The sequence below is a fragment of the Nocardioides rotundus genome, assembly GCF_019931675.1.
Lineage (GTDB): Bacteria > Actinomycetota > Actinomycetes > Propionibacteriales > Nocardioidaceae > Nocardioides > Nocardioides rotundus.
The window spans coordinates 613,420-639,856 of sequence record NZ_CP082922.1 but is presented as its reverse complement, the minus strand read 5'-3'; the positions used below and the strand labels follow the sequence as shown (position 1 = coordinate 639,856).

Genomic DNA, 26,437 nt, shown 5'->3' with positions numbered 1-26,437 from the left:
CCCGCCGTCAGCGCTCCGGACCCGCCGGAGCCTCGGTCTCATCCTCGCGCGCGGCGTCGGCGACGTCGCGACGAAGGAAGCGTACGACGAACGGGGCGGCCAGGGCGACCAGCGCGATCCCCCACAGCACGATGCTCAGCGTGGTGGACCACAGCCCGGCGGCGCTGCCGTCGGAGAGCTGCACGGCCCGCAGCATCTGCTCCTCCATCATCGGCCCGAGGATGAGGCCGACGACCGCGGGCGCGACCGGGACCTCCGCCAGCGCCATGACCACGCCCAGCAGCCCGATCACGTAGAGCACCGCCAGGTCGGCCAGCCCGCCGCCGGTGGCCATCGTCCCCAGCGTCGCGAAGATCATGATCCCGCCGTAGATGTAGTAGGCCGGGATCTCCAGGAGCCGGGCCCACACCTTGGCCAGGGGCAGGTTGAGGACCAGCAGCATCACGTTGCCGACGTACAGGCTCGCGAGCAGGGCGTAGACCAGCGGCCCGGACTCGGTGAACAGCTGCGGACCCGGCTGCAGGCCGTAGGACTGGAAGGCCGTGAGGATCACCGCGGCGGTCGCCGACGTGGGCAGGCCGATGGTCAGCAGCGGGACCAGGACGCCCGCGGCGGCGGCGTTGTTGGCGGCCTCCGGGCCCGCGACGCCCTCGATGGCGCCCTTGCCGAACTCCTCGGGGTGCTTCGACAGCTTCCGCTCGGTGGCATAGGAGAGGAAGGTCGGGATCTCCGCGCCGCCGGCGGGCAGCGCGCCGATCGGGAAGCCGAACGCCGTGCCGCGCAGCCAGGCCGGCCACGAGCGGCGCCAGTCGTCGCGGGTGAGGACCGTGCGCCCGCGCAGGGGCGTGACCGTGCCACCGCCACCGCCCTTGAGGGCGTGACCGAAGACCTCGCCGATCGCGAAGAGCGCGACCACGACGATGACGATGTCGATGCCGTCGAGCAGCGTCGGAACGCCGAAGGTGAGCCGGGCCTGGCCGCTCTGCGACTCGATGCCGACCAGCCCGATGGTCAGGCCGATCAGCAGGCTGGCGATGCCCTTGAGCGGGGAGGCGCCCAGCAGCGTGGCGACGGTGACGAAGGCGATCGCCATGAGGGCGACGTAGTCGGCGGGCGTGAAGCTGACCGCGATGTCGGCGAACGGCTGCGCCACGAAGGTGAGCAGCACGGTGGCGATGGTGCCCGCGACGAACGAGCCGATCGCGGCGGTGGCCAGCGCCGCTGCGGCGCGGCCGGATCTGGCCATCTTGTTGCCCTCCAGCGCCGCGACCATGGACGCGCTCTCGCCGGGGGTGTTGAGCAGGATCGCGGTCGTGGATCCGCCGTACATCCCGCCGTAGTAGACGCCGGCGAAGAGGATCAGCGCACCGGTCGGCTCCAGCTTGAAGGTGATCGGGAGGAGGAGCGCGACGGTCAGCGCGGGACCGATGCCGGGGAGTACGCCGACCGCGGTGCCCAGGGTGACGCCGATCAGGGCGAGCAGCAGGTTGGTGGGCGTCAGCGCGTCGCCGAAGCCGTCCAGAAGCAGTTGCAGGGAGTCCATGTCAGAACCCCCAGGGCCCGGCCGGGAGGGTGATCCCGATGCCGACGTCGAAGAGCAGGAAGACCAGCGTCGCCACGATGAAGCCGTAGGCCAGCGTCCGCGGCTTGTCCGGCGCCCCGAGCACCGAGGCGGTGACCGCGTAGAGCAGCGTCGCGGAGACGACGTACCCCAGGAACGGCACGATCAGCGCGAAGATCACCAGCGCGATCAGCAGGACGCCCAGGCGTTTCCAGTCCTGCGGCGTGGTGTGGTCGGAGTACTCCCAGAAGCCCATGTCGCGGCGGCCCCTGATCGTGAGCAGCGCGCCCACCAGGAGCAGCAGGCTCCCGACCACCCAGGGGGCGGTGGCCGGGCCGACGACCGCGCCGCCGTTGTCCAGCCGGACCGCCTGGACCAGCACGATGACCGAGATGACCACCATGAGCGCGCCCAGCACCATGGTGGCCAGGGCGGTCGTCCGGTCGTCGTCGACGCCGAGGGCGACGGCGTCCTCGTCGCCGACCAGGTCACCGCGGACGTTGAGGTGCTCGTTGCGTCCCGATCCTCGCGTCGTCATCACGACCCTCCCTGTCCGATGCCGAGATCGTCGATCACCTTGTTCACCCGCGCGACCTCACTGTCCAGGAACTCGCTGAAGTCGTCGCCGAGCAGCACCCGCGACTCCCAGCCCTCGCGCTGGAGCGATTCCTCCCACGCCTGGGTGCGGCTCATCTTGTCCACCAGGTCGACCAGGGCCTGGCGCTCGCGGTCGGTGATCCCCGGGGGCGCCACGACGCCGCGCCAGTTGCTCAGCACCACGTCGACGCCGCCGGACTGCAGCGTCGGGGTGTCCGGCAGCGCCTCGACGGGCTCGGTGGAGGAGACCGCGATCGGCCGGACCTTGCCGGACTCGATCAGCGGCAGGAACTCCGAGACCGAGGAGACGCCGGCGGTCGCGCTGCCGCTGAGCAGGGTCGCGATCGCCTCGCCGCCGCCCGCGTGGGCGATGTAGTTGATGTCGGCGGGGTCGAGGTCGAGCTGCTGGGCGATCAGGCCGGCGAGGATCTGCTCGGCGCCGCCCGCGGAGCCTCCGGCCCAGGAGACCTTGGTGATGTCCTTCTTCATCGCGGCGATGAAGTCATCGAGGTTGCGGATCTCGGAGTCGGCGGGCACCACGATCAGCTGCGGCTCGGTGGTGAGCTCGGCGATCGGGGTGACGTCGGCCAGGGTCACGGCGGAGTTGTTGGCCGCGATCGCGCCGACCATGACCAGCCCCATCACCATCAGCTGGTTCGGCTGGCCGCGCAGCTGCTCGAACTGGCTGAGCCCGATCGTGCCGCCGCCACCGCCGACGTTGTAGACCTCGCTCCGGCCGATGAGGTCCTGGAGCGCGCCCTGCATCTCCCGGGCCGTGCCGTCCCAGCCGCCGCCGGGGTCGGCCGGCGCCATGATCTTCAGCTGCTTGCCGCCCAGTGCCTCCGCCGCCGCCTCCGATGGCTGGCTGCGGGTCAGGGTCACGGTGACGAGGACGACCGCCAGCACCGCCGCCAGGGCGTAGGGCAGCCACCCGGCACCGCGCGTGGAGCCGGACATGCGGCACCTCCGATGTCGTGAGGGGAACACTCCTTCCTACACCCGTTGCGGGGTACGACGCGACGAGGCGCGCTAGGTTGCTCGCTATCCCGAGGCAAGGAGCATCATGCGCGCACGGCTGACGACCCGGATCGTGGCGGCGGTGGCCGCCCTGGTGACGACGTACGGCGCCTCCGCCTCTCCGGGCGCCGCCGCGCCGCCCTCGGTGCGCGGCTGGCAGGGCAGTGCGCCGGACACCTTCGTCGCCCTCTCCGACGTGGACCCGACGATCGAGCACGACATCCGCTATGCCACGCAGCACAACTTCCTGGGTCGCCGGGTGCACGACTACCGCGAGCCGCTGTGCCTGCTGACCCGGCCGGCCGCCGAGGCGTTGGCGCGGGTGCAGCGGTCGGTGCGCGCCCAGGGCTATTCGCTCAAGGTCTACGACTGCTTCCGCCCGCAGACCGCGGTCGACGACTTCGTCGGCTGAGCGGAACGGCTGCGTGATGACCGGATGAAGGCGGAGTTCTACCCGCGAGTGGACAAGAGCCGTCTGTTCGCTGACGGCTACATCGCCGAGCGGTCCGGGCACAGCCGTGGGAGCACCGTGGACCTGACCCTGGTCGCGCTGCCCGCGGCCGCGCAGCCCCGGTGGAGGCCGCGGATGGGGTTGCAGCCCTGCTTCGCGCCCGCGGCCGAGCGGTTCCCGGACAACTCGATCGACATGGGCACCGGCTACGACTGCTTCGACACACGCTCGCACACCGCGGACCCGCGCACCACGCCGGAGCAGGCGGCGAACCGGCGGATCCTGCTCTCGGCGATGGCGACGGCCGGCTTCACCAACTACGAGAACGAGTGGTGGCACTACACCCTCGCAACCGAGCCCTACCCCGACACGTTCTTCGACTTCCCGATCGCGCGGCGCTCGCTGGCCGATACTGAGACACCGTGACCGAACCGTCCACCCCGTCGGCGCCCACGACCGCCGAGGATCGCAGCGCCCGGATCGCGGTGACGCTGTTCCCGCTGCTGATCCTCGCCGGTGCCGTCCTCGGCTTCCTGATCCCGGACACGTTCGCGCCCGTGACCGACTACATCAACCCGCTGCTCGGGGTGATCATGTTCGGGATGGGCCTGACCCTCACGGTCCCGGACTTCAAGCTGGTGGCGACCCGGCCGTTGCCTGTGCTCCTGGGGGTGGTCGCCCAGTTCGGCATCATGCCGCTGCTCGGCCTGGGCATCTCGGTGGCGCTGCAGCTGCCCGCCTCGATCGCGGCCGGCGTGATCCTGGTGGGATGCGCGCCCGGTGGGACCGCGTCGAACGTCGTGACCTATCTGGCTCGCGGCGACGTGGCGCTGTCGGTGGCGATGACCTCGGTGTCCACGCTGCTGGCGCCGCTGCTCACTCCCCTGCTCACGCTCTGGCTGGCCGGCCGATACATGCCCGTTGACGCGGCGGACATGGCGATCTCGATCCTGCAGATCGTGCTGGTGCCGGTCGCGCTCGGGCTGCTGGTGCGGGCCCTGCTGCCGAGGCTGGTCACCCGTGCCCTGCCGGCGCTGCCGTGGATCTCGGTGGTCACCATCGCGCTGGTCGTCGCGGCCGTGGTGTCGGTGAGCGCGGACTCCCTGGTCGACGCTGGCCTGGTCGTCTTCGCCGCCGTGGTGCTGCACAACGGGCTGGGGCTGGCGCTGGGATACCTGTTCGGCCGGGTGACCGGTCAGCCGGAGCGGGTACGCCGCACGATGGCGGTCGAGGTCGGGATGCAGAACTCCGGCCTGGCCGCGGGCCTGGCTGCGCAGTACTTCAACCCGCTGGCCGCGCTGCCGGGCGCGGTGTTCTCGGTCTGGCACAACGTGTCCGGGTCGATCCTGGCGGCCTACTTCCGCCGCCGTCCGGTCGATTGAGCGAGTCGGGGACAATGACGGGGTGTCCCGACTGGTCTCCCTGCTCCTCGATGTCGTGCTCGTGCTCGTGTTCGCCACCATCGGGCGGCGCAGTCACGCCGAGGGGCTGAGCGTCGCCGGCGTTCTGGACACCGCCTGGCCGTTCCTGGCGGGCGTCCTTCTGGGACACCTGATCGCTCTCGGCCTCCGGCTCCGCGCCAGCACGCTCCCGGCCGGCGCGGTCGTGTGGGTCGCCGCCGTCGCCGGTGGGATGCTGCTGCGCCGGGCGACCGGCGACGGGACCGACCCGGCGTTCGTGGTGGTCGCGACGCTGGTGCTGGGCGTGTTCCTGCTCGGCTGGCGGCTGGTCACTCGGCTCGGTGCGCGGCGTCGTACGCGGTCCGCACCTCGGCCGACAGGCGCCCCCGGTCGGAGACCCTGAGCCCGTTCGCCTGGGCCCACGCCCGGATCTCGGCCACCGTCGGCTCGGCGGCGGGCAGCTCCGCGCCAGTGGCCAGATCGGCGAAGTACTCCTCACCGGGGCGGTCCTGCCCCGCCGCGACCCACGCGGCACCGAGGAAGCGGTAGGCCCACTCCTGGGCGAGCTTGCGTGACTCCGCGAACACGATCGGCACGGTCGGGAAAGCGACCTGACACTCCGCGAGGCTCTCGGCGATCACCGAGGCGCGAACCACCTCGTGCTGGAAGGCACGGGAGTAGCGCTCCTCGACGACGACCGCCGCGTGCGGCAGCGCGGCGAGCGCGGTGAGCTGGTACTTCAGCTTCCCCGTGGTCAGTGAGCTCACCAGGTCGCCGAGGCTCTTGCGCTCCACGGCGGCGACCAGCTCGTCCTCCCACATCACGCCGTAGTCGCCGGCCGGCAGCCGACGGCGATCGGTCACGACGTGCTGGTCGCTGAACTTCCAGGCATACCGCTCCTGGGAGTCCACCACGATGGCGAGCTCGGCCACCCCGCTGGCGCGTGCCCGAGGTGTCCGGACGTGGGGACGGGCCTGCTTGGCCGTGCGAGCGGTCTGCCAGAAGATCGCCTGGCGGCCGCCCTTGGCGTAGGAGATGACGAACTGCGAGCGGGCCTCGCGGCTCCGGTCGAGGACCAGGTCGATCGCGGCGCCACGGCGGACGCAGGAGGTGACCGGCACGCGCTCGATGATCTCGGCGTTCTCGGGCCACTCCTCGAACCGGTGGCAGTAGACCTTGCTGGTCCGCGGCCAGGTCTCGCGCGCCTTGAGCAGCACACCCCGGTCGCCATAGGGGATCCGGAGCACGTAGGGCAGGCTCGACCCCTCCTCCGGGTTCCGCGCGATGACGAAGTCCTCCGGCATGCCCCGAGCATGTCACGCGGCGTCACGACACTCCTTCGCCAACGCACCCAGCAGGCGTGCCGCCGGTTCGCTGGTGCGCGCCGCCCAGCGCTGCCAGATCGCGGCGTCACCGGACCTGACGAGGGTACGGCGGACCTCCTCCACCGCCCCGGGGTGGAGGATCGCTGCGGCGACGTACGGCGCGTCCAGCTCGGTCAGGTCGCCGTCGCGCGCCCGGCGCAGGATCCGGTGGGCGGCGTGGAGCACCTCGTCTCGGCCCGACCGGAGCTGCAGCATCACCCGGTCGAGGTCTCGGGGCGGGGTGCCGAAGCGGAGCAGGTCGAGCCCCGGCACGTCGGTGAGGATCTCGTAGTCCTCGCGCAGCAGGTCCGCCTGGCACATCCGCCCCTCCTCCAGGGCCGCGGTGACCGGCGCCCACCGGGCGAGCCCCTCCACGGCCGCGACCTCGCGGGCGACCCGCTCGGGGACGGCCAGCGGTGCGATGTCGAACATCGGGGGCGCGTCGTCGTCGAGGGCGCTGGGCACCAACCGGCCGAGGACCCAGCCGTGCTCGCCGGCACCGGACCGCGCGCCGAGGTCGAGCACCTCGATGTGGTCGGCCGTGGCGGCGTCGTACACCTCCAGCCGACCGCCCGGGAGACTCTCCCCCACGCGGTATCCCCCCAGCGGCGTGCTCGCCCACCGGCGGGTCAGGTCGGCATGCTCGGCCAGCCGCCCGGTCGCCACCGTGTCGAGGAAGAGGTCGAGACCCCCGAGCTCGTAGGTCAGCACCTGGTGGAACGCCCACGAGTCCCCGGCCACCCGGGCGATCACCCTCACCGGGTCGCCGCCATCCTCGTAGCAGTCGGAGAGCAGGTCGTCGTGGATGGCGTGCAGGACGTGGTCGAGGACCCGGCGGTGCAACGCGCGCTCGCCGCCGAGCTCCTCGGCGCGCAGCACCTGGTAGCAGGTCCAGCGGGCCCAGACCCAGGGCGGCAGGTCCTCGCCCGCCTGGATCAGCGCGCGCAGGATCCCGACGTTGCGGCCACCGGTGAACATCGGGATCCGCTGGTGCAGCCCGAGCGCCCGAGCCGCGTCGCCGGCGCGCTCGGCCGCCGTCGCGCGCTTGAAGTAGGCCGTCAGCGACGGCGTCATCTGGCCCGAGACGCGGCGGCCGCGGCGGTAGCCGGGGGTGGGTGAGGTCGTCATGGACCCAGCACAGCCGCGTTCGTCGGCACCGCCAAGAGGCCGGTCCGGCAGCTGTGGATAACCGGTTTCGGGCGCGGCCCTGTGGATAACGGCCGGCCCGGACCTCGCTCACGGCGCATGCTGCTGCGATGGACGAGACACCCTTCAGCCCGCCGATCCACACCCAGTCCGACCTGCAGTCGGCCTGGCGACATCTCATGGGGCCGTGGAGCTTCGGCGGCCACAGCATCTGGGTGATGTTCATCGTCGACGACCGACCGGTGCCGCATCTGACCGAGATCACCGAGGCCACCGACCCCGACCGCGAGTGCTTCGAGGGGCTCGCCGAGGTGCTGCACGGCCTGGCCTCGGACGTGATGCGCGATGCCCGGGTCGCCTTCCTGCGCACCCGGCCGGGCCGGGACCGGGTCAGCGCCGAGGACCGCGCCTGGGCCGAGGGGCTCTACTCCGCCGCCCGCACCGCCGGCATCGCCTGCGAGGTCGTGCACCTCGGCACCCGCGGCGCGATCCGGCCGCTCCCGCCCGACGAGCTCTCCTCGCTGGCCGACCCGGCGTGAGCCCGGGCGCATCCTTACGGGTATTGCCCGGCCACCAGCGCCCTGGCAGTTTCGGTGGTGCCCAGAGGAACCGCATCCGGAAGGGGAACCACCGTGCCCGAGCTGACGTCGAACGGCATCACGCTGCACTACACCGACTCCGGCGGCGACGGCCGCCCCGTGGTGCTGATCCACGGCTGGCCGCTGTCCGGCGCCTCCTGGTCCGAGCAGGAGGGTGCGCTCACCGCCGCCGGCTACCGGGTGATCACCTATGACCGCCGCGGTTTCGGGGAGTCCGAGAAGCCGGAGAGCGGCTACGACTACGACACGCTGGCCGCCGACCTGGCGGGGCTGGTCGAGGGGCTGGACCTCGAGGACGTCACGCTCGTGGGCTTCTCCATGGGCGGCGGCGAGGTCGCGAGGTACGTCGGCACGTACGGCGACGAGGGACTGAACTCGGTGGTCTTCGCCGGCGCGGTCCCGCCGTACCTGCTCAAGAGCGACGACAACCCCGAGGGCGGCCTGTCCGAGGAGGACGTGCAGGGGTTCGAGGAGGGTGTGCGCAGCGACCGCGCCGGCTTCCTGGACGGCTTCACGACCGACTTCTTCAGCGTCGACGGCGAGCTCAAGGTGACCGAGGAGCAGCGGCAGCAGGCTCTCGCGATGGAGGCCCCCGCGGCCGACCAGGCACTGCTGGGCTGCATCGACGCCTTCGGCCGCACCGACTTCCGCCAGGACGTCGCGCGCGTGCAGGTGCCGGCGCTGGTGATCCACGGCGACTCCGACTCGATCGTCCCGTTCGAGGTCTCCGGCAAGCGCACCGCCGAGGCCATCCCGAACAGCACCGTCGTCGTGATCGAGGGCGCCCCGCACGGTTTCAACACCAGCCACAGCGAGCAGTTCAACAACGAGCTGCTGGCGTTCCTGGATCGGTGAGCCGCGGTAGCGCTCAGCCGTTGATCCGTCGCCGCGAGAGCAGGTCGATGACCTGACCCGTCCCGGCCGCCGGTGGCCTCCGGGCTGACGGAGGCGCCGGCGCCGTCGGGCGCTTCTCCTCCGGGAGCCGCAGCCGCTTCGCGGTGACGCGGTTCCGGCGGACGGTGACCTGGGTCAGCTCGCCGCTGTCGCGATGACAGCCGACGACGATCCCCTCGACGACGTGATCGAAGGTGAACCCCTCCAAGCCGGCCGTTCCGACCGCCCTCGCCCGAAGCTTGAGGAAGTGGGAGATCAGGTAGCGCAGCCACACGATCATCTCGTCGATGTCGGCGTCGGTGTCCCACACGAGGCTGCGACCGTCGTCGGCGAGTCGCCAGCCACACCGTGCCGAGGGCGGCTCGTACGTCACCTCCTCGCGATCGTCGTACGGCGCCGTCATCAGGGCCCTGAGGTAGGTGATCTCTCGGTCGTTGAGCGGTGGGTCGATCCCCACCCGCCCGACATAGTCAGTGCTGTTCCCCATCCGGGCAGCGTGCCTGCTCACCGCGTCCAGGAGAAGAGCGATTCCGCGGCCTGTGGAGGACTGGTCCTGGACCGTGTGGGTCTGGAGTCATCTGATGGCCCCGAAGCCACACGGTCGCCCCGGGTGTTCAGAATAAGAGTTCTTGTCATTCGCCGGACACAGTGCCCGACGCCGCCTACGGTTGACCTCGGCATCAGCGCCCACGTCCACCTCGTCGATCTTGGAGTCACTTCGTCATGCGTTCCCCCCTGAAGTCCGGCCTCGCCGCTGTCTGCGTCTCCCTCGCCCTCGTCTCCGTCCCGGTCTCCTCGGCCAACGCGGCACGGATCAACTACGCCAACTGCACCCAGCTGGCCAAGGACTTCAAGCACGGCGTGGCCAAGAGCCGCGCCGCCTCCCAGAAGCAGGTCAACCAGGGCTACGGACGGCCGGCCTACGGCAAGCACGCGCAGAAGGTCTACTGGGCCAACTACCGCAGCATGGACCGGGACAAGGACGGCACCGCCTGCGAGCGGTGAGTACGGCGATGGAGACCGCACCGATCCTCAGTTGGACCCTCGTCGCGGAGACGCCGATCCCGCAGGACATCCACTCTGTTCTCGTTGACGGCGAGCGGCCGGTCGTCGCCTACAAGACCTTCCGGGACAGCGCCGTCTTCACCACCAAGCGCCTGATCGTCCGGGACGCGCAGGGCCTGCGCGGCAAGAAGGTGGAGATCTACTCGCTCCCCTACTCCTCGATCAACATGTGGTCCTCGGAGAACGCCGGCGGCATCCTCGACTTCAACGCGGAGATCGAGCTGTGGACCCGCGCCGGACACATCAAGGTGAACCTGCACAAGGGGGTCGACATCCGCAGGCTCGACCACCTGATCTCCTCCGCGGTCCTCGGCGGCGGCCTGTAGGCAGCTCACGCGCCGAGGTCGTAGGCCTGGGCCAAGTGGTGACGGGTCCAGGCGGCGTCGATGCGGCGGGTGCCGGTGTGGTCGACGAGGTACGTCGCTCCGTGGGGGTCGCGCCACAGGTAGATCCCGGGGAAGGGCTGGGCGACCTGCCAGCCGCCGTGGGTCTTGACCCGGTGGTGGAACCCGGTCATCGGGCCGTAGTTCCCGACCTCCGACAGCCCGGCAGGGTCGACCCCACCGGGACCCCGGCCGCGGGGGTGGGGGACGGTGTGATCGATCTGCATGCTGCGGCTCCGGCTGGAGCCCCACGGGAAGATGTCGGCCGGCGTCATCAGATGCACGGCCCGTCTATGTCGGTCCGGGATCTCATAGGCGTCCACCGGCGCCTGGCCCTCCAGGTCCAGCACCGGCCGCACCGTGAACCGTGCCCGCTCCCCCAGCACGGTGCGGACCCAGGCCTGCGTGACCGGTCCCTGCCCCTCGACCCGGGCGATGCCGGTGGGCTCGGGGCCGGCATAGCAGTGCACGAAGAGCTCCACCGTCGGCAGCAACGCCGCCCAGTCGATCCCGGCCGCCTCGGGCGGCACCGAGAGGTCCAGCTGCACCGCCGGGTCGTCCCCACCGGGGTCGTCGGGGTCAGGGTCGGGGTCGGGGGCGGGATCGGGTGAGGCGCCGGCCGACCGGCGGTAGGCGGCCAGCAGTGCGATGGCCTGCCGCGGGTCGCATAGCACCAGCAACGCCAGGGCCCGACGCTCATCGACCGTGCCGCCCACCCCTTGGGCGGCCAGCGCGTCCGCGACCAACGCCAGCATGGCGTCCACCTTCGCGATCACCGGGAACCCCGCCCGCACGTACAGACCCCGCATCCCGTGCTCGTCCGAGCGCGTGACCCGTGCATAGGAGGCCTGCTGGGCCTTCTCCTCCGCAGCCGCCGCGGCAGCCGGGTTCGAAGCGACGATCGCGGCAGCGACCAGCTCCTCGAACCGGGTCCACGGCACCCGCCCATCGGCGGACTCGGCCACCCGGGAGTCGACGTACTCCGCCTGCTCGATGCTCAGGTCCCGCGTCTTGCGCGCCACGTAGCGGGCATAGGAGACCTTCACCTCGAATGCCTCCACCCGCGCCCAGAGCTGCGGCAGCCGCACCACCAGGTCCACCGCATCGGCCATCAGCGCCGCCGCCGCGAACGAGGTGATGCCCATCCGGGCACCCAGCTCCGCACAGCAGAACTCCGTCACCTCATCAGTCCCCACCCCGCCGTAGCGGCGGGCGCGCTCCCGCCCGGGCAGCAGGCGGATGCCCGGGTCCAGCCGGTCCGGGTTGTTGCGCACCACGAACGACAGCGCCACCCGAAGCTCCTGGACCTCCAGCTCCCGCCGGGCCCGCGCCACCTCACCGGCATGGTCCAGCAGCCGGCCATCAGCCAGCTCCTCCAACCCGGTGATCAACTCCATGAACCGAGTCAACCACCGAGCACCGACAGTCCCGTCCCGAGCCGACCGAGCGGGTGGTCTCGACGGGGCTCGACCACCGAAGGCAGCACGACCAGCGAAGGCAGCACGACCAGCGGACCCCGTGGTCTCGACAGGCTCGACCGGCGAACGCTAGGCGGGCGCGTCCTCGGCCAGGTCCGCCTCCACCCCGGCGGCGGCGTGCTGCAGCGTGGCGACCAGGCGGGGAAGCTGCTCGGGCTCGTAGCGCACGGTGGGCAACGCCACGGCGAGGCTGCCGAGGGCGGTGCCGCGGGAGTCCCGGACGAGTACGCCGACGGCGGTGACGCCGCGCTCGGAGAGCCCCTGGTTGACGGCGTACCCACACCGCCGGATCTGCTCCAGGTGGGCGCGCAGCCGCTCCAGGTCGGGAGGCGCGTCCTCGCCCGCCTCGGGCTCCTCGCCGGCGTACACCGCCTCCAGCTCCTCCTCCGACAGCTCGGCCAGCAGGAGCAGCCCGCCGGTGGTGCGGTGGGCGGGGAAGACCATCCCCTCGCGGCTGCCCAGCCGCAGCGTCTGGTCGCCCTCGAGACTGGCGACGAACCGGGCGTTGGCTCCGGTGCGGACGATCAGGTTGACCGTCTCGTGCAGGTGGTCGACCAGCCGGCGCAGGTGCGGCAACGCAGCCTCACGGAGACGGGCGACGGCCGAGCGTGAGTGGGCGGCCAGCTCCAGCACCGGCCCGGCCCGATAGCGCCGGTCCTCGCGCGCGGCGAAGTCGCGGTAGACCAGCATCGCGAGCAGCCGGTGCGCGGTCGAGCGCGCGACGCCCAGGCGCTCGGCCGCCTCCGTCACGCTGAGCGAGCCCTCGATCTGCAGGATCGTCGCGAGCCGCAGGGCATGGTCGACGCTGGCGATCGCGTAGGGCGGCGGGGTCTTCATCGCGTGGTCGGGCATTCACCCTCCGTTCTGCACAACAGAAATCCTCGTTCACCATAGCGAAACAGCGGGACCCTGACGAGCATGACCACGTCACGAAGCCCCCTCCTGGTGCTGGCTCTCTGCTGGCTGATCGTCGTCTTCGACGGCTATGACCTCATCGTCTACGGGACCACCATCCCGTCCCTGCTCGAGGAGCCCGGCTGGGACCTGACCCCCGGTTCGGCCGGCACCATCGGCAGCCTCGCCTTCGCCGGCATGCTCGTCGGCGCGCTCGGCGCGGGCAACCTGTCCGACCGGGTGGGCCGCCGGGTCACCATCATCGGCTGCGTCGCCTGGTTCACCGTGTTCACCGCGGCCTGCGGCTTCGCCACCAGCCCGGAGATGTTCGGGACCCTGCGCTTCCTCGCCGGCCTGGGCCTCGGCGGCCTGGTGCCCTCGGCGAACGCGCTCGCCTCCGAGATGGTGCTGCCCCGCTACCGCTCGATCGTGGCGACCGTGATGATGTCGGGGGTCCCGATCGGCGGCTGCATCGCCGCCCTCGCCGCGCTGCCCACGATCCCGGCGCTCGGCTGGCAGGCGCTCTACCTCTACTCCGGGCTCGGCCTGGTGCTGGTCGCCGTACTCGTGGTGCTCCTGCCCGAGTCGCCGAGCTGGCTGCGCGCCCGGGCGCGGGTGGACGAGGCCGTGGCGGTCGAGTCCGCCTACGGCGTGGTGTACGTCGAGTCCGGCGACCCCGCGGCGACCACCCGGCCCAGCATCGGCACGGTCCTGCGGGCGCCGTACCTCACCGCGACCCTGCTCTTCGCCGCCGCCACCATCGCCACCCTGTTCGCGTGGTACGGCCTGGGCACCTGGCTGCCCAAGATCGCCGGGGACGCCAGCCTGGACCTCGGCAGCAACCCGCTGACCTACCTGCTCGCCCTGAACCTCGGCGCCGTCACCGGGTCGGCGCTCACCGCCTGGGCCGCGACCCGGATCGGCCCGCTGCGCAGCGCGTTCGGCGGCGCGGTCGCGGCCGCGCTGGGACTCGCCTTCCTGCTGACCGGCCCGACCTCCGCCGGCCCCGTCTACGTCGCCTTGATCCTGGCCGGGATCGGGACGCACGGCACCGCCTGCCTGCTCATCTCCGCGGTGGCCGAGCACTACCCGGCCTCCCTGCGCGGCACGGCGCTCGGGTTCTCGCTCGGCTCGGGCCGGGTCGGCGCCGTCGTCGCCCCGTCCGCGGCGGGCTGGCTGCTGAACGCCGGCCTCGGGCCCGCCTCCAGCTTCGTGCTCTTCGCCGCGGCCAGCGGGCTCGCGGCGCTGGTCATCGCCATCACCTACGTCGTCACCCGGCCCGCGACGGTCCCCGCCGCCGCACCGGCCGCCTAGAGGGAGGGAATGCCCATGTCCGCCATGTCACCGGTCCGCCTGCAGGCCACCGAGGCCGCAGACCAACCGACCGTCACCCCCGCGCTGGAGCGGCTCTACCGCGGCTTCGAGGAGGAGCTGCTCGTCCCGCTGTGGACCGAGATCGGCGACCTGATGCCGGTGAACCCGCGCTCCCGGGCGGTGCCGCACCGCTGGGAGTGGGGCAGCCTACTGCGGCTGGCCGAGCAGGCCGGGGAGATCGTCCCGGTCGGCCGCGGCGGTGAGCGCCGGGCGATCGCGCTCGCCAACCCCTCGCTGGGCGGTCGTCCGTTCGCGACGCCCACGCTGTGGGCCGCGATCCAGTACCTCATGCCCGGCGAGGACGCGCCCGAGCACCGGCACACCCAGCACGCCTTCCGGTTCGTCGTGGAGGGCTCCGGGGTGTGGACGGTAGTCGGCGGCGACCCGGTGCCGATGAACCGCGGCGACTTCCTCCCGCAGGCGGGATGGAACTGGCACGCCCACCACAACGCCACCGAGCAGCCGATGGCCTGGATCGACGGCCTGGACATCCCGCTGCAGTACCTCACCGAGGCGCAGTTCTTCGAGCCCGGCCGCGACGAGCTCAGCCACGCCGAGCGGACCACGCCGGAGCGCTCCCGCTCCGAGCGCCTGTGGGGCCACCCGGGGCTGCGACCCCTGGGAGCGCCCGCCCCCTCTCCGGGCAGCCCGCTGCTGTCCTACAAGTGGGAGTTCACCGACCGGGCGCTGACCGACCAGCTCGCGCTGGAGGAGCAGGGGTACGGCGGCACCGTCGAGCCCGGGCACGCCGCGGTCCGCTACGCCAACCCGCACGACGGCTCCGACGTGCTCCCCACCATCCGCGCCGAGCTGCATCGGGTCGTCCGCGGCGCCGAGACCGCGCCCGTGCGCGAGACCGGCTCCTCGGTCTACCAGGTCTTCGACGGCTCCGGGGTGGTGACCGTCGGCGACCACTCCTGGAGCGTCACCCGAGGCGACCTCTTCGTGGTCCCGTCGTGGGAGCCGCTCTCGGTCCGCTCCGAGGCCGGCGCCACCGACTCCGACTCCGGCGCCCTGGACCTCTTCCGCTTCTCCGACGCCCCCGTGTTCGCAGCACTCCACCTCCACCGCACCCAGAAGGACTCCTGACATGCATCTCGCCACCATCCGTCTCGACCACAGCACCCGGGCGGTCCGCCGTGACGGCGACCGGCTGGTCGACCTGGGCTACCCCGATGTGGGCGCCTACTTCGCCGCCGGCACCCCGGACGAGCGCGCCGGGGCGTCGTACCCGCTCGACGGTGCGGACTTCGCGCCGGTCGTGCCGCACCCCTCGAAGGTGATCTGCGTGGGCCACAACTACCAGAACCACATCAAGGAGATGGGGCGCGAGATGCCGGCGTACCCCACCCTGTTCACCAAGTTCGCCGACACCCTCACCGGCGCCTTCGACGACATCGAGAAGCCCGCCGAGACCGACGCCCTGGACTGGGAGGTCGAGCTCGTCGTCGTCATCGGCCAGGAGGTACGGCGCGCCGACGAGACCCAGGCGAAGGCCGCGATCGCCGGCTTCACGGTGATGAACGACATCTCGGTGCGCGACTGGCAGTTCCGCACCGTGGAGTGGACTCAGGGCAAGATCTGGGAGGCCAGCACCCCGGTCGGCCCCTACCTGGTCACGCCCGACGAGGTCGGCGGGCTCGCGCCCGCGCTCGAGGTCAGCACCACGGTCGACGGGCAGGTGATGCAGCGCGACGACACCGGGACGCTGCTCTTCGACCCGGTGATGCTGGTGCAGTACGTCTCCACGATCATCACGCTGCGGCCGGGCGACCTGATCGCGACCGGTACGCCGGCCGGGGTCGGCCACGCCCGCGACCCGAAGGTCTACCTCGTGGGCGGTGAGGAGGTCACCGCCGCCGTCGAGGGCATCGGGGCGTGCGTCAACCGGATCGTGAAGGCCTGACCCGGTGAGCGACGTTCGCACGCCCGAGCGGTCCCGCGCCTGGATGCGTCAGGGGACCGAGCTGTTCCTGAACGCGGCAGACGGGGCCGACCTCGACGCGCCGAGCCTTCTCCCCGGATGGACCCGCCGGCACGTGGTCGCCCATGTCGCGGCCAACGCCGACGCGATCGGCAACCTCGTGCACTGGGCGGCCACCGGCGAGGAGACGCCGATGTATGCCTCACCCGAGGACCGCGCCGCCGGGATCCAGCGCGGCGCCGCGCTGCCGGACCGGGAGCTCTCCGGCTGGCTGGTGGGGAGCGCACAGAGCCTGGAGGACGCGATGGCCGCCCTCCCCCAGGAGCGCTGGGCGACCGAGATCCGCACCGCCCAGGGGCGGATCGTGCCGGCGACCGAGACGTCGTGGATGCGCGCCCGCGAGGTGCTCGTCCACGCCGTCGACCTGGACACCGGCCTCGGCTTCGCCGACCTGCCCGAGGACTTCCTCGCCGCGCTGGTGGAGGAGATCCGGGTCAAGCGGGGGCTGGTCGGTGACCTGCCCGGCGGCCCGCTGCCCGAGGTCGCCGCCTGGCTGGCCGGTCGGCCGCACCGGCTCTCCGGTGCGGCCGACCTGGGGCCGTGGCTGTGAACTGACCCGCGGCCTGCGACTGTCAGCTGCAGCCGCTGGTGGACCCGCAGCCCTCGCAGACGAAGCAGGAGCCGGCGGGGCGCATCTTGGTGCCGCAGGTGAAGCACAGCGGGCTGTCGATGGCGGTGCCGGTGATCTGCTCCAGCAGCTCGGCGGAGGTGTGGGCCTCGCTGGGCGCCGGCTTGGCGGCGACCTCCTCGGCGGAGTCGATCAGGTCCTCCTCGACCACGACCTCCTCGGCGTCCGCGCCCTCCACGGTCGCGGCCGGGGCGGTCGACGCGGCGGCCGGGCCACCCACCAGCTCGGCGGCGGTGGACCCGGTCTCCTCGACCGGCTCGTACGAGCCGGTCTCCAGGTGCCGCTGCCGCTCCTCGGCGGAGTAGATCCCCAGGGCCGAGCGGTCCTCGAAGGACAGGTAGTCCAGCGCCAGCCGGCGGAAGACGTAGTCCATGACCGACTGGGCCATCCGGATGTCGGCGTCGTCGGTGAGGCCGGCCGGCTCGAAGCGCTGGTTGGTGTACTTCGAGACGAACGTCTCCAGCGGGACGCCGTACTGCAGGCCGATGGAGATCGCGATCGAGAAGGCGTCCATCACGCCGGCCAGGGTCGAGCCCTGCTTGCCCAGCTTGAGGAAGATCTCGCCCAGCGTGCCGTCCTCGTGCGCACCGGAGATCATGTAGCCCTCGGCGCCGCCGACGGTGAACGACGTGGTCCGCGAGACCCGCGACTTCGGCAGCCGCTTGCGGGTCGGCGCGTAGACGACCTTCTCCACGACCTTCGGCTCGGCCTCGGACTCCACCGTCGCCTTCGCCTCGGCCCGCTGGGCCTTCGCGTCGGCCAGCGGCTGGCCCACCTTGCAGTTGTCGCGGTAGACCGCGGTCGCCTTGAGGCCCAGCTTCCACGACTGCAGGTAGATGTCCTCGATCTCCTCCACGGTGGCCGTCTCCGGCAGGTTCACCGTCTTGGAGATCGCGCCGGACAGGAACGGCTGGCAGGCCGCCATCATCCGCACGTGGCCCATCGGCTTGAGCGCCCGGGCGCCCATCGCGGTGTCGAAGACCTCGTAGTGCTCCGGCTTGAGGCCGGGAGCCTCGATCACGTGGCCGTGCTCGGCGATGTACTCCACGATCGCCTCGACCTGCTCCTCGGCGTAGCCGAGCTTGGTCAGCGCCCGCGGGATGGTCTGGTTGACGATCTGCATGGAGCCGCCGCCGACCAGCTTCTTGAACTTCACCAGGGAGAAGTCGGGCTCGATGCCGGTGGTGTCGCAGTCCATCATGAAGCCGATGGTGCCGGTCGGCGCGAGCACGGAGGCCTGCGCGTTGCGGAAGCCGTTGGCCGCGCCGATGGTCTGCACGTCGGCCCACATCTGCGTGGCGAGCTGGTGGGTCTCGGTGTCCGCGGCGTGCAGGGTCCGCACCGCGTCGTTGGCGGCCTGGTGCTTGCGCATCACCCGCTTGTGCGCCTCGGCGTTGCGCTGGTAGCCGGCGTAGGGGCCGACGATCCCGGCGAGCTCGGCGGAGCGCTTGTACGACGTACCGGTCATCAGCGAGGTGATGGTGGCCGCCATCGCCCGGCCGCCGTCAGAGTCGTAGCCCAGGCCCATCGCCATCAGCAGCGCGCCGAGGTTGGCGTAGCCGATGCCGAGCTGGCGGTAGTCGACGGTGGTGTCTCCGATGGCCTCCGTCGGGAAGTCGGCGAAGCAGATCGAGATGTCCATCGCGGTGATGATCACCTCGACGGCCTTGGCGAACAGGTCGGCGTCGAAGGTGTCGTCCTCGCGCAGGAACTTCAGCAGGTTGAGGCTGGCCAGGTTGCACGAGGAGTTGTCCAGCGACATGTACTCCGAGCACGGGTTGGACGCGGTGATCCGGCCGGTCTCGGGGTTGGTGTGCCAGTCGTTGATGGTGTCGTCGTACTGCAGACCCGGGTCGGCGCACTCCCACGCGGCGAGGCTGATCTTCTTGAACAGCTCGCGGGCGTCGACGGTCTCGATCACCTCACCGGTCCCGCGGGCGCGCAGGCCGAACTCGGTGCCGTCCTCCACCGCGCGCATGAACTCGTCGGAGACGCGCACGGAGTTGTTGGCGTTCTGGTACTGCACCGAGGTGATGTCGGCGCCGCCGAGGTCCATGTCGAAGCCGGCGTCGCGCAGCGCGCGGATCTTGTCCTCCTCGCGCGCCTTGGTCGCGACGAACTCCTCGATGTCGGGGTGGTCGACGTCGAGCACGACCATCTTGGCCGCGCGCCGGGTGGCGCCACCGGACTTGATGGTGCCCGCGGACGCGTCCGCGCCGCGCATGAAGGAGACCGGGCCGGAGGCGGTGCCGCCGGAGGAGAGCAGCTCCTTGCTGGAGCGGATCCGGGAGAGGTTCAGGCCGGCGCCGGAGCCGCCCTTGAAGATGAAGCCCTCCTCCTTGTACCAGTTGAGGATCGAGTCCATCGAGTCGTCGACGGAGAGGATGAAGCAGGCCGAGACCTGCTGGGGGCTCTGCGTGCCGACGTTGAACCAGACCGGGGAGTTGAACGAGAAGTACTGGTGCACCAGCAGCCAGGTCAGCTCGTGCTCGAAGACCTCGACGTCGGCCTCGGTGGCGAAGTAGCCACCTCCGCGGCCGGCCTCGACGTACTTGCCGACCACCCGGTCGATGAGCTGCTTGAGGCTCCACTCGCGGGCGTCGGTGCCGACCGCGCCGCGGAAGTACTTGGTCGTGACGATGGTGGAGGCGTTGAGGCTCCAGAAGTCGGGGAACTCCACGCCGCGCTGCTCGAAGACGGCCTCGCCGGTCTTCCAGTTGGTCTGGACGACGTCGCGGCGCTCCCAGGTGATCTCGTCGTAGGGGTGGACGCCCTCGGTGGAGAACACGCGCTCCATCGTCAGCCCCTTCCCCTGCTGAGTGGCTGCCCCGGTGCTCACCGTCTCGGTCATGGATGTCTCCTCATCGGATCTTCTGGTTCTTGTGCTGCTACGTCGGTTGGTCGCCCGGCACGCGCGCTTCCCCACACGCGTGCCGGGCAGTCTGTGGTCAGCCGGTCGCGGCCGACTGCTGCTGCTCACGCTCCATGCGGAGCATGGCGATCTCGGACTCGAAGTCCGCGGCGGACTCGAACGCCCGGTAGACGCTCGCGAACCGCAGGTAGGCCACCTCGTCCAGCTCCCGCAGCGGGCCGAGGATCGCCAGCCCCACCTCGTGGGCCGGCACCTCCGCCCACCCCTCGGCGCGCAGGTGCCCCTCCACCGTCTGCCCCAGCCGGGCCAGGTCGTCCTCGGAGACCGGGCGGCCCTTGCAGGCCTTCCGGACGCCGCTGACCGCCTTGTCCCGGGTGAAGGGCTCGGTGGCGCCGCTGCGCTTGAGCACGGTGAGCTGCATCTGCTCCACGGTGGTGAACCGCTTCCCGCAGTCGTTGCAGGTACGGCGGCGCCGGATCGAGCCGCCGTCCTCGGCCACCCGCGAGTCGAGGACCCGGGTGTCGCAGTTGCGGCAGTAGGGGCAGTGCACGGTCGGGTCCTCCTTCCCCTCGGGCAGGTCGAGACGGCCCCGCTGAGGGGACGCCGGGTGTGGATCACCTGTGGATGACTTGTGGACCTTCCACTGTGCCCGGTGGACTACATGTGGAAAACCACAACGGTGTAACTACTAGATGTAGTGGTAACCGTACGTGCCCGTGAGCACCGGCGCAAGCCGCGCGCGGAGCTGATTCGCGTTGGTCCCGCAGACGCCGCGTTCGCGCAGGTCAGGGCGGGAAATTCGGGGGAAGTCACGGCGTGTCGTCCGGGGTCGGGCAAGATATGCGTCGTGAGCGCGGGGGCAGGCAGACATGTGGGGGCACGGCGGGCGGAGAGGCCCGCCCGTCCGGCGACCCCGTGGCCGACCGTGGCCGGGCTGGCGCTGGGCCTGACCCTGGCCGTGGTGGCCTGGGGCTATCTGGTCTGGTTGGCCATCGACTTCGGCAACTCCGCCCGGGTCGGCAACTCCTCGGCCTGGTGGATGCTGGCGCTGGCCAGCCTCGGCGCGGTGGCCTGCCTGTTCGTCGGCCTGATCCTGCTGGCCCGACTGGGTCGCACCCTGGGTCTGGGCGTGTCCGACCCGGCCGCGCCTCCGCGGGTCCAGGGCGGACGGCGCCGAGCGCGCTGAGGCGCCCCGAGGCAGTGACGAGGGGCCGGCGCCACGTGGGGGCGCCGGCCCCTCGGTCTTCCCCTGCCCGCCAGCCGGGGGTCGAGGTCGGCTGACGGTGATCATGGGACCGCTCCCGATCAGGAGGCGGTCGGCACCCGGAGCCGCTGGCCCGGCTCGAGCAGCGCGGTGTCGAGGTCGTTGAGCTCCTCGATCCGGTCCACGACCTCACCGACGGGTGCGTCGACGCTGGTCCCCTGCGCGATGGCCCACAGGGTCTCGCCGGGCTGGACCACGTGCATCCGGGTGGTCTCGGTCGGCGCGGGCTCCGGCCCGACCGCGGTCGTCAGGCCGAGACCCAGCGTCACCGCGGCGGCCACAGCCGCCACCCCGGCCACGGCCCGGCCGCGGCGGGTGAGCCGGACCGCGCCGGGGGCCGAGGGCACGGCTGCCGGCTCCGGACGGACCGGGCGCGCCGCCGGGGCCGTGCGGGTGGGCGTCGGCAGCGGCTCGAGCAGCCACAGGTGCCGCTCGCGCGGTGCGGTGCGCACCAGCGGGGTGCCGGGCTGCGTGGCGCGGCCGGCGGGCCGGAGCACCTCACGACGCCGACGCGGCGCGGTGGCCGGCGTGGTCTCGCGGGTGCTGCGGGTGTCGCGGGTGCTGCGGGTCTCGCGGATGGTGGTGGCGATGGTGCTCATCGGGACCTCCTGGGGAAGTGGGTGGACCCTCGTGTCGGGGTGTCGACCGCATGTCTAGTCGGGACCACCGACAGTCCTCTCCGAGCGAGTCGGGAAGGGCTCCTCGTCAGCGTCTCGATCACACGTTCGATCGAACAGGTGTACGACGGTAGAGCACGTGTTCGAACGCGTCAAGGGTCAGCGCCGGATGGCGCGTCGCCCCTGCGCGGCGAACAGCCCCATGCTGCGCCGGGCCACCGAGGGCGCCAGCGTCGAGGCCCGCATCAGCGCCCCCCGACGCGCGGGCAGCGTGCGCACCACGCGCTGCGAACCGAGCATCCGGACCGCGGCGTCGGCGACCTCATCGACGGTGAGGATCCGTCCGCCGGAGAACACCAGCTGCTTGCCCATCCCCCGGTCGTCCATCGCCTTGACCAGGTCGGTGTCCACCCCGTCGGGGCACAGCGCGTGCACCCGCACCCCGGGGTCGGCCTCGGCGGCCACCGACATGGTCAGCGAGACGACCGCGGCCTTCGTGGCGGCGTACAGGCTCAGGCCCGGCACCGGGCCGTGGGCCGAGAGCGAGGCGGTGTTGACCACGTCGCCTCCGCGCGGGCCGAACGCCTCCAGGGCTGCCCGCATGCCCCACACCACACCCTGCAGGTTGATGTCGACCAGGCGGCGGCAGGACTCCTCCGACAGGTCGGCCAGTCGGCCGTCGTCCCCCACGCCGGCGTTGTTGAACCACGCGGTCAGCGGGCCGTGCCGCAGCGCCGTCCGCGCCACCTCCGCGTGCGAGACCGGGTCGCGCACGTCCTGGCCGATGCCCTCGGCCGCCCCGATCTCGCGCGCCGTGGCGGCGACCGCGTCGGCGTCGACGTCGGTGACCACCACCGACCGCCCCTGCGCCACCAGGCGCTCGGCGATGCCGCGGCCGATCCCGCGGGCCCCGCCGGTCACGACGGCGACGCCCGGGTTGTCCCTCACCGGTTCACTGGTCATGGCCGGAGCATGACACGACACGCCTTCGAACAGATGTTTGATTCACGCGATGCCCGGCAGTACCGTGTGGCCACTCGCCGGACCCGGTCCGGCGCCACCGGCCCATCAGCACGGAAGGTCCCGCCATGGCCCGCACCCGCAAGGTCTCCGAGTTCCCCGACGGCCCCGCCGACGCCACCGGCCTGACCCCCCGTCAGCAGCGGGTGCTGGCGACGATCAAGGACTCCATCGAGCAGCGGGGCTACCCGCCCAGCATGCGCGAGATCGGCGCCGCGGTCGGGCTGACCAGCTCCAGCAGCGTGGCGCACCAGCTCAAGGCGCTGGAGGAGAAGGGCTTCCTCAAGCGCGACCCGAACCGTCCCCGGGCCCTGGAGGTCTTCCTGCCCGAGGTGATGGCCGCCCGGCGCTCCATCTCCAGTGCGGAGGAGGAGTCGGTGGACGTCACCGGGATCGGCGACGCGATGCCCGAGGCCACCATGGTCCCGGTCGTCGGGCGGATCGCGGCCGGCGGCCCGATCCTCGCCGAGGAGCAGGTCTCCGAGGTCTTCCCGCTGCCCCGCACCCTCGTGGGCGACGGCACGCTGTTCCTGTTGGAGGTGAGCGGCGACTCGATGATCGAGGCCGCGATCTGCGACGGCGACTACGTGGTGATCCGACAGCAGCAGACGGCCCGCGACGGCGAGGTGGTCGCCGCGCTCATCGAGGGGGAGGCAACGGTGAAGACCCTGCGTCGTCGCGACGGCACGGTCTGGCTGATGCCGGCCAACGCCGCCTACGACCCGATCGACGGCACCAACGCCAGCGTCCTGGGCGTAGTCACCGCGGTGCTGCGCAGCCTCTGAGCCACGACTCCCAGCCCCCACCCCTACCGCCTCCCCTTCCTTGGGAGACCTCTCCGGCAGAAAGTCGCAGCCGGCATGGCGCGCAAAGTAGCGCTGTCCAGAGTCATCGTGATGAATCTCGCCTCCGCGGGTTCCACCCCGGCCGTCGACCTGTTTGACTCCCTGACGTCGGGCCGGGTCACTGGGGAGGGAACCGGCCCTCGAGGAGCCACGTTGAGGAACGTGGCCCGAATCTGGGGGATGGGGAATGGTTGTGGGGCAGAACGCATCTGCCTACGACGTGGTCGTCGTGGGCGCGGGGATCCTCGGTCTGGCGACCGCACGCGAGCTCGTACGGCGCCGCCCGGGAGCGCGGGTCGCCGTACTCGACAAGGAGGCCGCGCCCGGCCGGCACCAGAGCTCGCACAACTCCGGGGTGCTGCACGCCGGCGTCTACTACGCGCCGGGGTCGCTGAAGGCCCAGCTGTGCGTCGAGGGCAAGCGGCTGATGGAGGACTTCGCCGAGGAGCACGGCATCGGCTTCGAGCGCTGCGGCAAGCTGATCGTGGCCCTCGACGCCTCCGAGCTCGGGCGACTGGAGACCCTGCACGAGCGCGGCACCGCCAACGGCGTTCCGGGCCTGCGGATGGTCGGCCCGGACGAGATCGAGGAGATCGAGCCGCATGCCGCCGGGGTGCGGGCGCTGCACGTCCCCGGCACCGGGATCATTGACTACGCCGCGGTGGTGCGGCGCCTGGTGGAGCTGCTGCGCGAGGAGGGCGTGGAGGTCCGGACCTGGCACGAGGTCCTCGGGATCGACGAGGAGCCCGGCGGCACCCGGCTGCACACCAGCGGCGGCGACCTGCTCGCCCGCCAGGTGATCGCCTGCGCCGGACTGCACTCGGACCGGGTGGCCCGTCTCAGCGCCGACCGCGCGGACTCCGACGACGTGCGGATCGTGCCGTTCCGGGGTGACTACTACACCCTGCGGCCGGCCGCCCGGCACCTGTGCCGAGGGCTCATCTACCCGGTCCCGGACCCGTCCCTGCCGTTCCTCGGCGTGCACTTCACGCGTCGCGTCGACGGCGCGGTGTGGGCGGGGCCGAACGCGGTGCTGGCAACGGCCCGCGAGGGCTACCGGCGCACCGACCTCGACCGGCGGGACCTGGCCGAGACACTCCGCTTCACCGGCTTCCACCGGCTCGCGCGGCGCTACTGGCGCACCGGGGCCACGGAGGTGTGGCGCGACGTGAGCGCGTCCGCCTTCCTCCGCGAGCTGCAGCGCTACGTGCCCGAGGTGACGTCGGAGGACCTGGTCTTCGGGCCGTCGGGCGTCCGCGCCCAGGCGGTGTCGGCCGAGGGGGCGCTGGTGGACGACTTCCTGCTGCAGGAGTCCGGACGGGCACTGCATGTTCTGAACGCTCCGTCACCGGCGGCGACCGCGTCCCTCGCGATCGCCGGACGGCTGGCGGAGCGGATGGATCTGTTGATGGCGACCACGTAGTCGACGGCGTCCGCGGCGCAGGGGGCGGCGCGGACCGATTCCGAGCAACAGCATGTTTCCGGGGGGATCATTCTGGTGGCACATTCATTGACGGGGGTGGCCTCGGGGCACGTGGCGCGTGGGACAGGCTCCCCACCCCGCCATGCACGATCCGACGTCGGCCCCGCCGGCCGCCTCGGCGGCCGGCTGCGCCGGATCCGCATCTGGCCGCCGCTGCTCAAGCACGGCGTCCGGCCGCTGCTGGTGGTGAGCGACGCGGCGGCCTGCCTCGCGGCCGCGCTGGTGGTGCGTCCACCGCTGGCCGCCGCCCTCGCGTTCTCGATCTCGGTCCTGGCGCTCTTCGCGCTCGGCGACCTCTACCGGTCCCGGCTCCAGCTTGCCCTGCTGGACGACGTACCCCCGATGGTCGGGCGCATCCTGGTCGCAGCCGCGCCGCCGTTGGCGCTGGTCGAGCTGATGGCCTCGGGCCCGGTCGGCCCGGTGCTGACCCGGATCTCGCTGACCGCCCTGCTGGCAGGCGTGCTGATCTTCGCCGGCCGGTCCGCCTGTTACCTGTTGGTGCGTCACCTGCGCACGACCGGCCGGGTGAGCCACCCGACCCTCATCATCGGCACCAGCCAGGTCGGGCGCGAGCTCGCCGACGTGCTCCGCACCCGTCGGGAGTACGGCCTGCGCCCCGAAGGGTTCTTGGACCACCGCTCCCACTCGGGCACCCTGCCGGTCCGCGGCGAGCCGGAGGACCTGCCGCAGCTGTTGGCCGAGGGCCGGATCCGGGTCCTGGTGCTGGCCTACGGCGCGCTGCCCGAACACCGTCTCGTCGAGCTGATCCGCACCTGTCACCGCCACCGCTGCGAGGTCTTCGTGGTGCCGCGGCTCTACGAGCTGCACCACGTCGCCGGCGACATGGACATGGTCTGGGGCATGCCCCTGCTGCGGCTGCGCCGCTGGGCGAACCTGAGCCCGGCCTGGCGGCTCAAGCGGGTGCTGGACGTCTCCGTGGCGCTGGTCGCGCTGCTGGTCGCCTCGCCCGTGATGGCGCTGTGCGCGATCGCGGTCCGGCTCGAGGGCGGGCCGGGGATCATCTTCCGCCAGGAGCGGGTCGGCATCGACGGCCGGGCGTTCGTGCTGATGAAGTTCCGCTCGCTGCGGCCGGTGGACGAGTCGGAGTCGCAGACGAACTGGAACATCGCGCACGACGACCGGCTGGGGCCGGTGGGACGGCGCCTGCGGGCCTCGTCCCTGGACGAGCTGCCCCAGCTGTTCAACGTCCTGCGCGGCGACATGAGCCTGGTGGGCCCCCGGCCCGAACGACCGCACTTCGTCCGCGAGTTCAGCCGCGAGCACCCGGGCTACGCCTTCCGGCACCGGGTCCCCTGCGGTCTCACCGGCCTGGCCCAGGTCAACGGGCTGCGGGGCGACACCTCGATCCTGCAGCGCGCCCGGTTCGACAACTTCTACATCGAGAACTGGTCGCTGTGGCTCGACATCAAGATCCTCCTGCGCACCACGGTCGCGGTGTTCAGGGCGCCGGGGGCCTGATGTCCCGCGGCGCGACCGACAA

General features: G+C 71.9%; 28 protein-coding genes. 16 read left to right on the top strand and 12 right to left on the bottom strand.

Annotated features, from left to right (window positions below):
- Positions 1 to 7: 7 nt before the first annotated feature.
- The 3 genes from K8W59_RS03075 to K8W59_RS03065 are packed head-to-tail and all read right to left on the bottom strand — an operon-like array spanning position 8 to position 3,115.
- A complete protein-coding gene (locus K8W59_RS03075) occupies positions 8 to 1,543 on the bottom strand; it encodes a tripartite tricarboxylate transporter permease (protein ID WP_223397290.1) in 1,536 nt (511 codons plus the stop codon).
- 1 nt (position 1,544) lies between these two features.
- Complete coding sequence (locus K8W59_RS03070; protein WP_223397289.1) at positions 1,545 to 2,099, bottom strand: tripartite tricarboxylate transporter TctB family protein; 555 nt, start codon at positions 2,097 to 2,099, stop codon at positions 1,545 to 1,547.
- Positions 2,099 to 3,115 carry a Bug family tripartite tricarboxylate transporter substrate binding protein gene (locus K8W59_RS03065; protein ID WP_223397288.1) on the bottom strand — a complete coding sequence of 339 codons (1,017 nt, stop codon included), beginning with the start codon at positions 3,113 to 3,115 and terminating at the stop codon, positions 2,099 to 2,101. Before K8W59_RS03065 ends, K8W59_RS03070 begins: the two co-directional genes overlap by 1 nt.
- A gap of 106 nt (positions 3,116 to 3,221) precedes the next feature.
- Here K8W59_RS03065 and K8W59_RS03060 point away from each other — a divergent pair, with 106 nt between their 5' ends.
- From K8W59_RS03060 to K8W59_RS03045, 4 genes are read left to right on the top strand one after another with little or no spacing between them, the layout of a single operon-like run.
- Positions 3,222 to 3,587 carry a M15 family metallopeptidase gene (locus tag K8W59_RS03060; RefSeq protein ID WP_223397287.1) on the top strand — a complete coding sequence of 122 codons (366 nt, stop codon included), beginning with the start codon at positions 3,222 to 3,224 and terminating at the stop codon, positions 3,585 to 3,587.
- A gap of 24 nt (positions 3,588 to 3,611) precedes the next feature.
- Complete coding sequence (locus tag K8W59_RS03055; protein WP_223397286.1) at positions 3,612 to 4,052, top strand: M15 family metallopeptidase; 441 nt, start codon at positions 3,612 to 3,614, stop codon at positions 4,050 to 4,052.
- Positions 4,049 to 5,008, top strand: a complete 960-nt coding sequence (locus K8W59_RS03050) for a bile acid:sodium symporter family protein (protein ID WP_223397285.1) — start codon at positions 4,049 to 4,051, stop codon at positions 5,006 to 5,008. Before K8W59_RS03055 ends, K8W59_RS03050 begins: the two co-directional genes overlap by 4 nt.
- Positions 5,009 to 5,030: 22 nt before the next feature.
- Positions 5,031 to 5,429 carry a DUF3054 domain-containing protein gene (locus K8W59_RS03045; protein WP_223397284.1) on the top strand — a complete coding sequence of 133 codons (399 nt, stop codon included), beginning with the start codon at positions 5,031 to 5,033 and terminating at the stop codon, positions 5,427 to 5,429.
- Here K8W59_RS03045 and K8W59_RS03040 read toward each other — a convergent pair.
- Positions 5,356 to 6,330, bottom strand: coding sequence for an ERCC4 domain-containing protein (locus K8W59_RS03040; protein WP_223397283.1), 975 nt, complete (start codon positions 6,328 to 6,330; stop codon positions 5,356 to 5,358). The genes K8W59_RS03045 and K8W59_RS03040 overlap by 74 nt on opposite strands.
- A gap of 12 nt (positions 6,331 to 6,342) precedes the next feature.
- Positions 6,343 to 7,518, bottom strand: a complete 1,176-nt coding sequence (locus K8W59_RS03035) for a hypothetical protein (RefSeq protein ID WP_223397282.1) — start codon at positions 7,516 to 7,518, stop codon at positions 6,343 to 6,345.
- Between the two features lie 128 nt (positions 7,519 to 7,646).
- On the opposite strand from K8W59_RS03035, the gene K8W59_RS03030 reads away from it, so the two are divergent.
- Together K8W59_RS03030 and K8W59_RS03025 are read left to right on the top strand one after the other, a co-directional pair.
- Positions 7,647 to 8,075, top strand: a complete 429-nt coding sequence (locus K8W59_RS03030; RefSeq protein ID WP_223397281.1) for a hypothetical protein — start codon at positions 7,647 to 7,649, stop codon at positions 8,073 to 8,075.
- A gap of 93 nt (positions 8,076 to 8,168) precedes the next feature.
- Positions 8,169 to 8,990: an alpha/beta fold hydrolase gene (locus K8W59_RS03025; protein WP_223397280.1), complete on the top strand. Its 822-nt coding sequence runs from the start codon at positions 8,169 to 8,171 to the stop codon at positions 8,988 to 8,990.
- 13 nt (positions 8,991 to 9,003) lie between these two features.
- Here K8W59_RS03025 and K8W59_RS03020 read toward each other — a convergent pair whose 3' ends face one another.
- The gene (locus K8W59_RS03020) at positions 9,004 to 9,516 is read right to left on the bottom strand and encodes a hypothetical protein (protein ID WP_223397279.1); all 513 of its coding nucleotides are present in this window, start codon (positions 9,514 to 9,516) and stop codon (positions 9,004 to 9,006) included.
- Positions 9,517 to 9,752: 236 nt separating this feature from the next.
- On the opposite strand from K8W59_RS03020, the gene K8W59_RS03015 reads away from it, so the two are divergent.
- Together K8W59_RS03015 and K8W59_RS03010 are read left to right on the top strand one after the other, a co-directional pair.
- Entirely contained in the window at positions 9,753 to 10,034 is a 282-nt protein-coding gene (locus K8W59_RS03015) for an excalibur calcium-binding domain-containing protein (RefSeq protein ID WP_223397278.1), read from the top strand.
- Positions 10,035 to 10,042: 8 nt separating this feature from the next.
- The gene (locus tag K8W59_RS03010; protein WP_223397277.1) at positions 10,043 to 10,420 is read left to right on the top strand and encodes a PH domain-containing protein; all 378 of its coding nucleotides are present in this window, start codon (positions 10,043 to 10,045) and stop codon (positions 10,418 to 10,420) included.
- Between the two features lie 5 nt (positions 10,421 to 10,425).
- On the opposite strand, the gene K8W59_RS03005 is transcribed toward K8W59_RS03010, so the two are convergent.
- Together K8W59_RS03005 and K8W59_RS03000 are read right to left on the bottom strand one after the other, a co-directional pair.
- Positions 10,426 to 11,874, bottom strand: coding sequence for a hypothetical protein (locus tag K8W59_RS03005; RefSeq protein WP_223397276.1), 1,449 nt, complete (start codon positions 11,872 to 11,874; stop codon positions 10,426 to 10,428).
- Positions 11,875 to 12,024: 150 nt separating this feature from the next.
- Entirely contained in the window at positions 12,025 to 12,807 is a 783-nt protein-coding gene (locus tag K8W59_RS03000) for an IclR family transcriptional regulator (RefSeq protein WP_223397275.1), read from the bottom strand.
- A 66-nt stretch (positions 12,808 to 12,873) separates the two neighbouring features.
- Between K8W59_RS03000 and K8W59_RS02995 the strand changes: the two genes are divergently transcribed.
- From K8W59_RS02995 to K8W59_RS02980, 4 genes are read left to right on the top strand one after another with little or no spacing between them, the layout of a single operon-like run.
- Positions 12,874 to 14,163 (top strand): MFS transporter, encoded by a 1,290-nt coding sequence (locus K8W59_RS02995; protein ID WP_223397274.1) that lies wholly within the window; start codon positions 12,874 to 12,876, stop codon positions 14,161 to 14,163.
- 15 nt (positions 14,164 to 14,178) lie between these two features.
- Positions 14,179 to 15,312: a cupin domain-containing protein gene (locus tag K8W59_RS02990; RefSeq protein ID WP_223397273.1), complete on the top strand. Its 1,134-nt coding sequence runs from the start codon at positions 14,179 to 14,181 to the stop codon at positions 15,310 to 15,312.
- A gap of 1 nt (position 15,313) precedes the next feature.
- On the top strand, positions 15,314 to 16,129 hold the full coding sequence (locus K8W59_RS02985; protein ID WP_223397272.1) for a fumarylacetoacetate hydrolase family protein: 816 nt from the start codon (positions 15,314 to 15,316) through the stop codon (positions 16,127 to 16,129).
- A 4-nt stretch (positions 16,130 to 16,133) separates the two neighbouring features.
- Positions 16,134 to 16,757, top strand: coding sequence for a maleylpyruvate isomerase family mycothiol-dependent enzyme (locus K8W59_RS02980; RefSeq protein ID WP_223397271.1), 624 nt, complete (start codon positions 16,134 to 16,136; stop codon positions 16,755 to 16,757).
- A 22-nt stretch (positions 16,758 to 16,779) separates the two neighbouring features.
- On the opposite strand, the gene K8W59_RS02975 is transcribed toward K8W59_RS02980, so the two are convergent.
- Positions 16,780 to 19,686: a vitamin B12-dependent ribonucleotide reductase gene (locus K8W59_RS02975; protein WP_223397270.1), complete on the bottom strand. Its 2,907-nt coding sequence runs from the start codon at positions 19,684 to 19,686 to the stop codon at positions 16,780 to 16,782.
- A gap of 97 nt (positions 19,687 to 19,783) precedes the next feature.
- Positions 19,784 to 20,257, bottom strand: coding sequence for a transcriptional regulator NrdR (gene nrdR / locus K8W59_RS02970; protein ID WP_223397269.1), 474 nt, complete (start codon positions 20,255 to 20,257; stop codon positions 19,784 to 19,786).
- A gap of 297 nt (positions 20,258 to 20,554) precedes the next feature.
- Here nrdR and K8W59_RS02965 point away from each other — a divergent pair, with 297 nt between their 5' ends.
- Positions 20,555 to 20,893 carry a hypothetical protein gene (locus K8W59_RS02965; RefSeq protein ID WP_223397268.1) on the top strand — a complete coding sequence of 113 codons (339 nt, stop codon included), beginning with the start codon at positions 20,555 to 20,557 and terminating at the stop codon, positions 20,891 to 20,893.
- A 119-nt stretch (positions 20,894 to 21,012) separates the two neighbouring features.
- Here K8W59_RS02965 and K8W59_RS02960 read toward each other — a convergent pair whose 3' ends face one another.
- Complete coding sequence (locus K8W59_RS02960) at positions 21,013 to 21,570, bottom strand: LysM peptidoglycan-binding domain-containing protein (RefSeq protein ID WP_223397267.1); 558 nt, start codon at positions 21,568 to 21,570, stop codon at positions 21,013 to 21,015.
- A gap of 177 nt (positions 21,571 to 21,747) precedes the next feature.
- Entirely contained in the window at positions 21,748 to 22,551 is an 804-nt protein-coding gene (locus tag K8W59_RS02955) for an SDR family NAD(P)-dependent oxidoreductase (RefSeq protein WP_223397266.1), read from the bottom strand.
- A gap of 125 nt (positions 22,552 to 22,676) precedes the next feature.
- Between K8W59_RS02955 and lexA the strand changes: the two genes are divergently transcribed.
- The 3 genes from lexA (at position 22,677) to K8W59_RS02940 (ending at position 26,415) form a co-directional block, all read left to right on the top strand.
- Positions 22,677 to 23,393 (top strand): transcriptional repressor LexA, encoded by a 717-nt coding sequence (gene lexA, locus K8W59_RS02950; protein ID WP_223397265.1) that lies wholly within the window; start codon positions 22,677 to 22,679, stop codon positions 23,391 to 23,393.
- A 247-nt stretch (positions 23,394 to 23,640) separates the two neighbouring features.
- Positions 23,641 to 24,876, top strand: coding sequence for an L-2-hydroxyglutarate oxidase (gene lhgO / locus K8W59_RS02945; RefSeq protein WP_223397264.1), 1,236 nt, complete (start codon positions 23,641 to 23,643; stop codon positions 24,874 to 24,876).
- A gap of 111 nt (positions 24,877 to 24,987) precedes the next feature.
- Positions 24,988 to 26,415 carry a sugar transferase gene (locus K8W59_RS02940; RefSeq protein WP_223397263.1) on the top strand — a complete coding sequence of 476 codons (1,428 nt, stop codon included), beginning with the start codon at positions 24,988 to 24,990 and terminating at the stop codon, positions 26,413 to 26,415.
- Positions 26,416 to 26,437 lie beyond the last annotated feature (22 nt).

Coding starts and splice junctions, on each gene's coding strand:
- K8W59_RS02985 (WP_223397272.1), top strand. CDS start 15,314: ATGCATCTCGCCACCATCCGTCTCGACCACAGCACCCGGGCGGTCCGC.
- K8W59_RS02960 (WP_223397267.1), bottom strand. CDS start 21,570: ATGAGCACCATCGCCACCACCATCCGCGAGACCCGCAGCACCCGCGAC.
- K8W59_RS03055 (WP_223397286.1), top strand. CDS start 3,612: ATGAAGGCGGAGTTCTACCCGCGAGTGGACAAGAGCCGTCTGTTCGCT.
- K8W59_RS03000 (WP_223397275.1), bottom strand. CDS start 12,807: ATGCCCGACCACGCGATGAAGACCCCGCCGCCCTACGCGATCGCCAGC.
- K8W59_RS02955 (WP_223397266.1), bottom strand. CDS start 22,551: ATGACCAGTGAACCGGTGAGGGACAACCCGGGCGTCGCCGTCGTGACC.
- K8W59_RS03060 (WP_223397287.1), top strand. CDS start 3,222: ATGCGCGCACGGCTGACGACCCGGATCGTGGCGGCGGTGGCCGCCCTG.
- lhgO (WP_223397264.1), top strand. CDS start 23,641: ATGGTTGTGGGGCAGAACGCATCTGCCTACGACGTGGTCGTCGTGGGC.
- K8W59_RS03070 (WP_223397289.1), bottom strand. CDS start 2,099: ATGACGACGCGAGGATCGGGACGCAACGAGCACCTCAACGTCCGCGGT.
- K8W59_RS03005 (WP_223397276.1), bottom strand. CDS start 11,874: ATGGAGTTGATCACCGGGTTGGAGGAGCTGGCTGATGGCCGGCTGCTG.
- K8W59_RS02975 (WP_223397270.1), bottom strand. CDS start 19,686: ATGACCGAGACGGTGAGCACCGGGGCAGCCACTCAGCAGGGGAAGGGG.
- K8W59_RS03020 (WP_223397279.1), bottom strand. CDS start 9,516: ATGGGGAACAGCACTGACTATGTCGGGCGGGTGGGGATCGACCCACCG.
- K8W59_RS03010 (WP_223397277.1), top strand. CDS start 10,043: ATGGAGACCGCACCGATCCTCAGTTGGACCCTCGTCGCGGAGACGCCG.
- K8W59_RS03015 (WP_223397278.1), top strand. CDS start 9,753: ATGCGTTCCCCCCTGAAGTCCGGCCTCGCCGCTGTCTGCGTCTCCCTC.
- K8W59_RS03065 (WP_223397288.1), bottom strand. CDS start 3,115: ATGTCCGGCTCCACGCGCGGTGCCGGGTGGCTGCCCTACGCCCTGGCG.
- lexA (WP_223397265.1), top strand. CDS start 22,677: ATGGCCCGCACCCGCAAGGTCTCCGAGTTCCCCGACGGCCCCGCCGAC.
- K8W59_RS03030 (WP_223397281.1), top strand. CDS start 7,647: ATGGACGAGACACCCTTCAGCCCGCCGATCCACACCCAGTCCGACCTG.
- K8W59_RS03075 (WP_223397290.1), bottom strand. CDS start 1,543: ATGGACTCCCTGCAACTGCTTCTGGACGGCTTCGGCGACGCGCTGACG.
- K8W59_RS03035 (WP_223397282.1), bottom strand. CDS start 7,518: ATGACGACCTCACCCACCCCCGGCTACCGCCGCGGCCGCCGCGTCTCG.
- K8W59_RS03040 (WP_223397283.1), bottom strand. CDS start 6,330: ATGCCGGAGGACTTCGTCATCGCGCGGAACCCGGAGGAGGGGTCGAGC.
- K8W59_RS02995 (WP_223397274.1), top strand. CDS start 12,874: ATGACCACGTCACGAAGCCCCCTCCTGGTGCTGGCTCTCTGCTGGCTG.
- K8W59_RS02990 (WP_223397273.1), top strand. CDS start 14,179: ATGTCCGCCATGTCACCGGTCCGCCTGCAGGCCACCGAGGCCGCAGAC.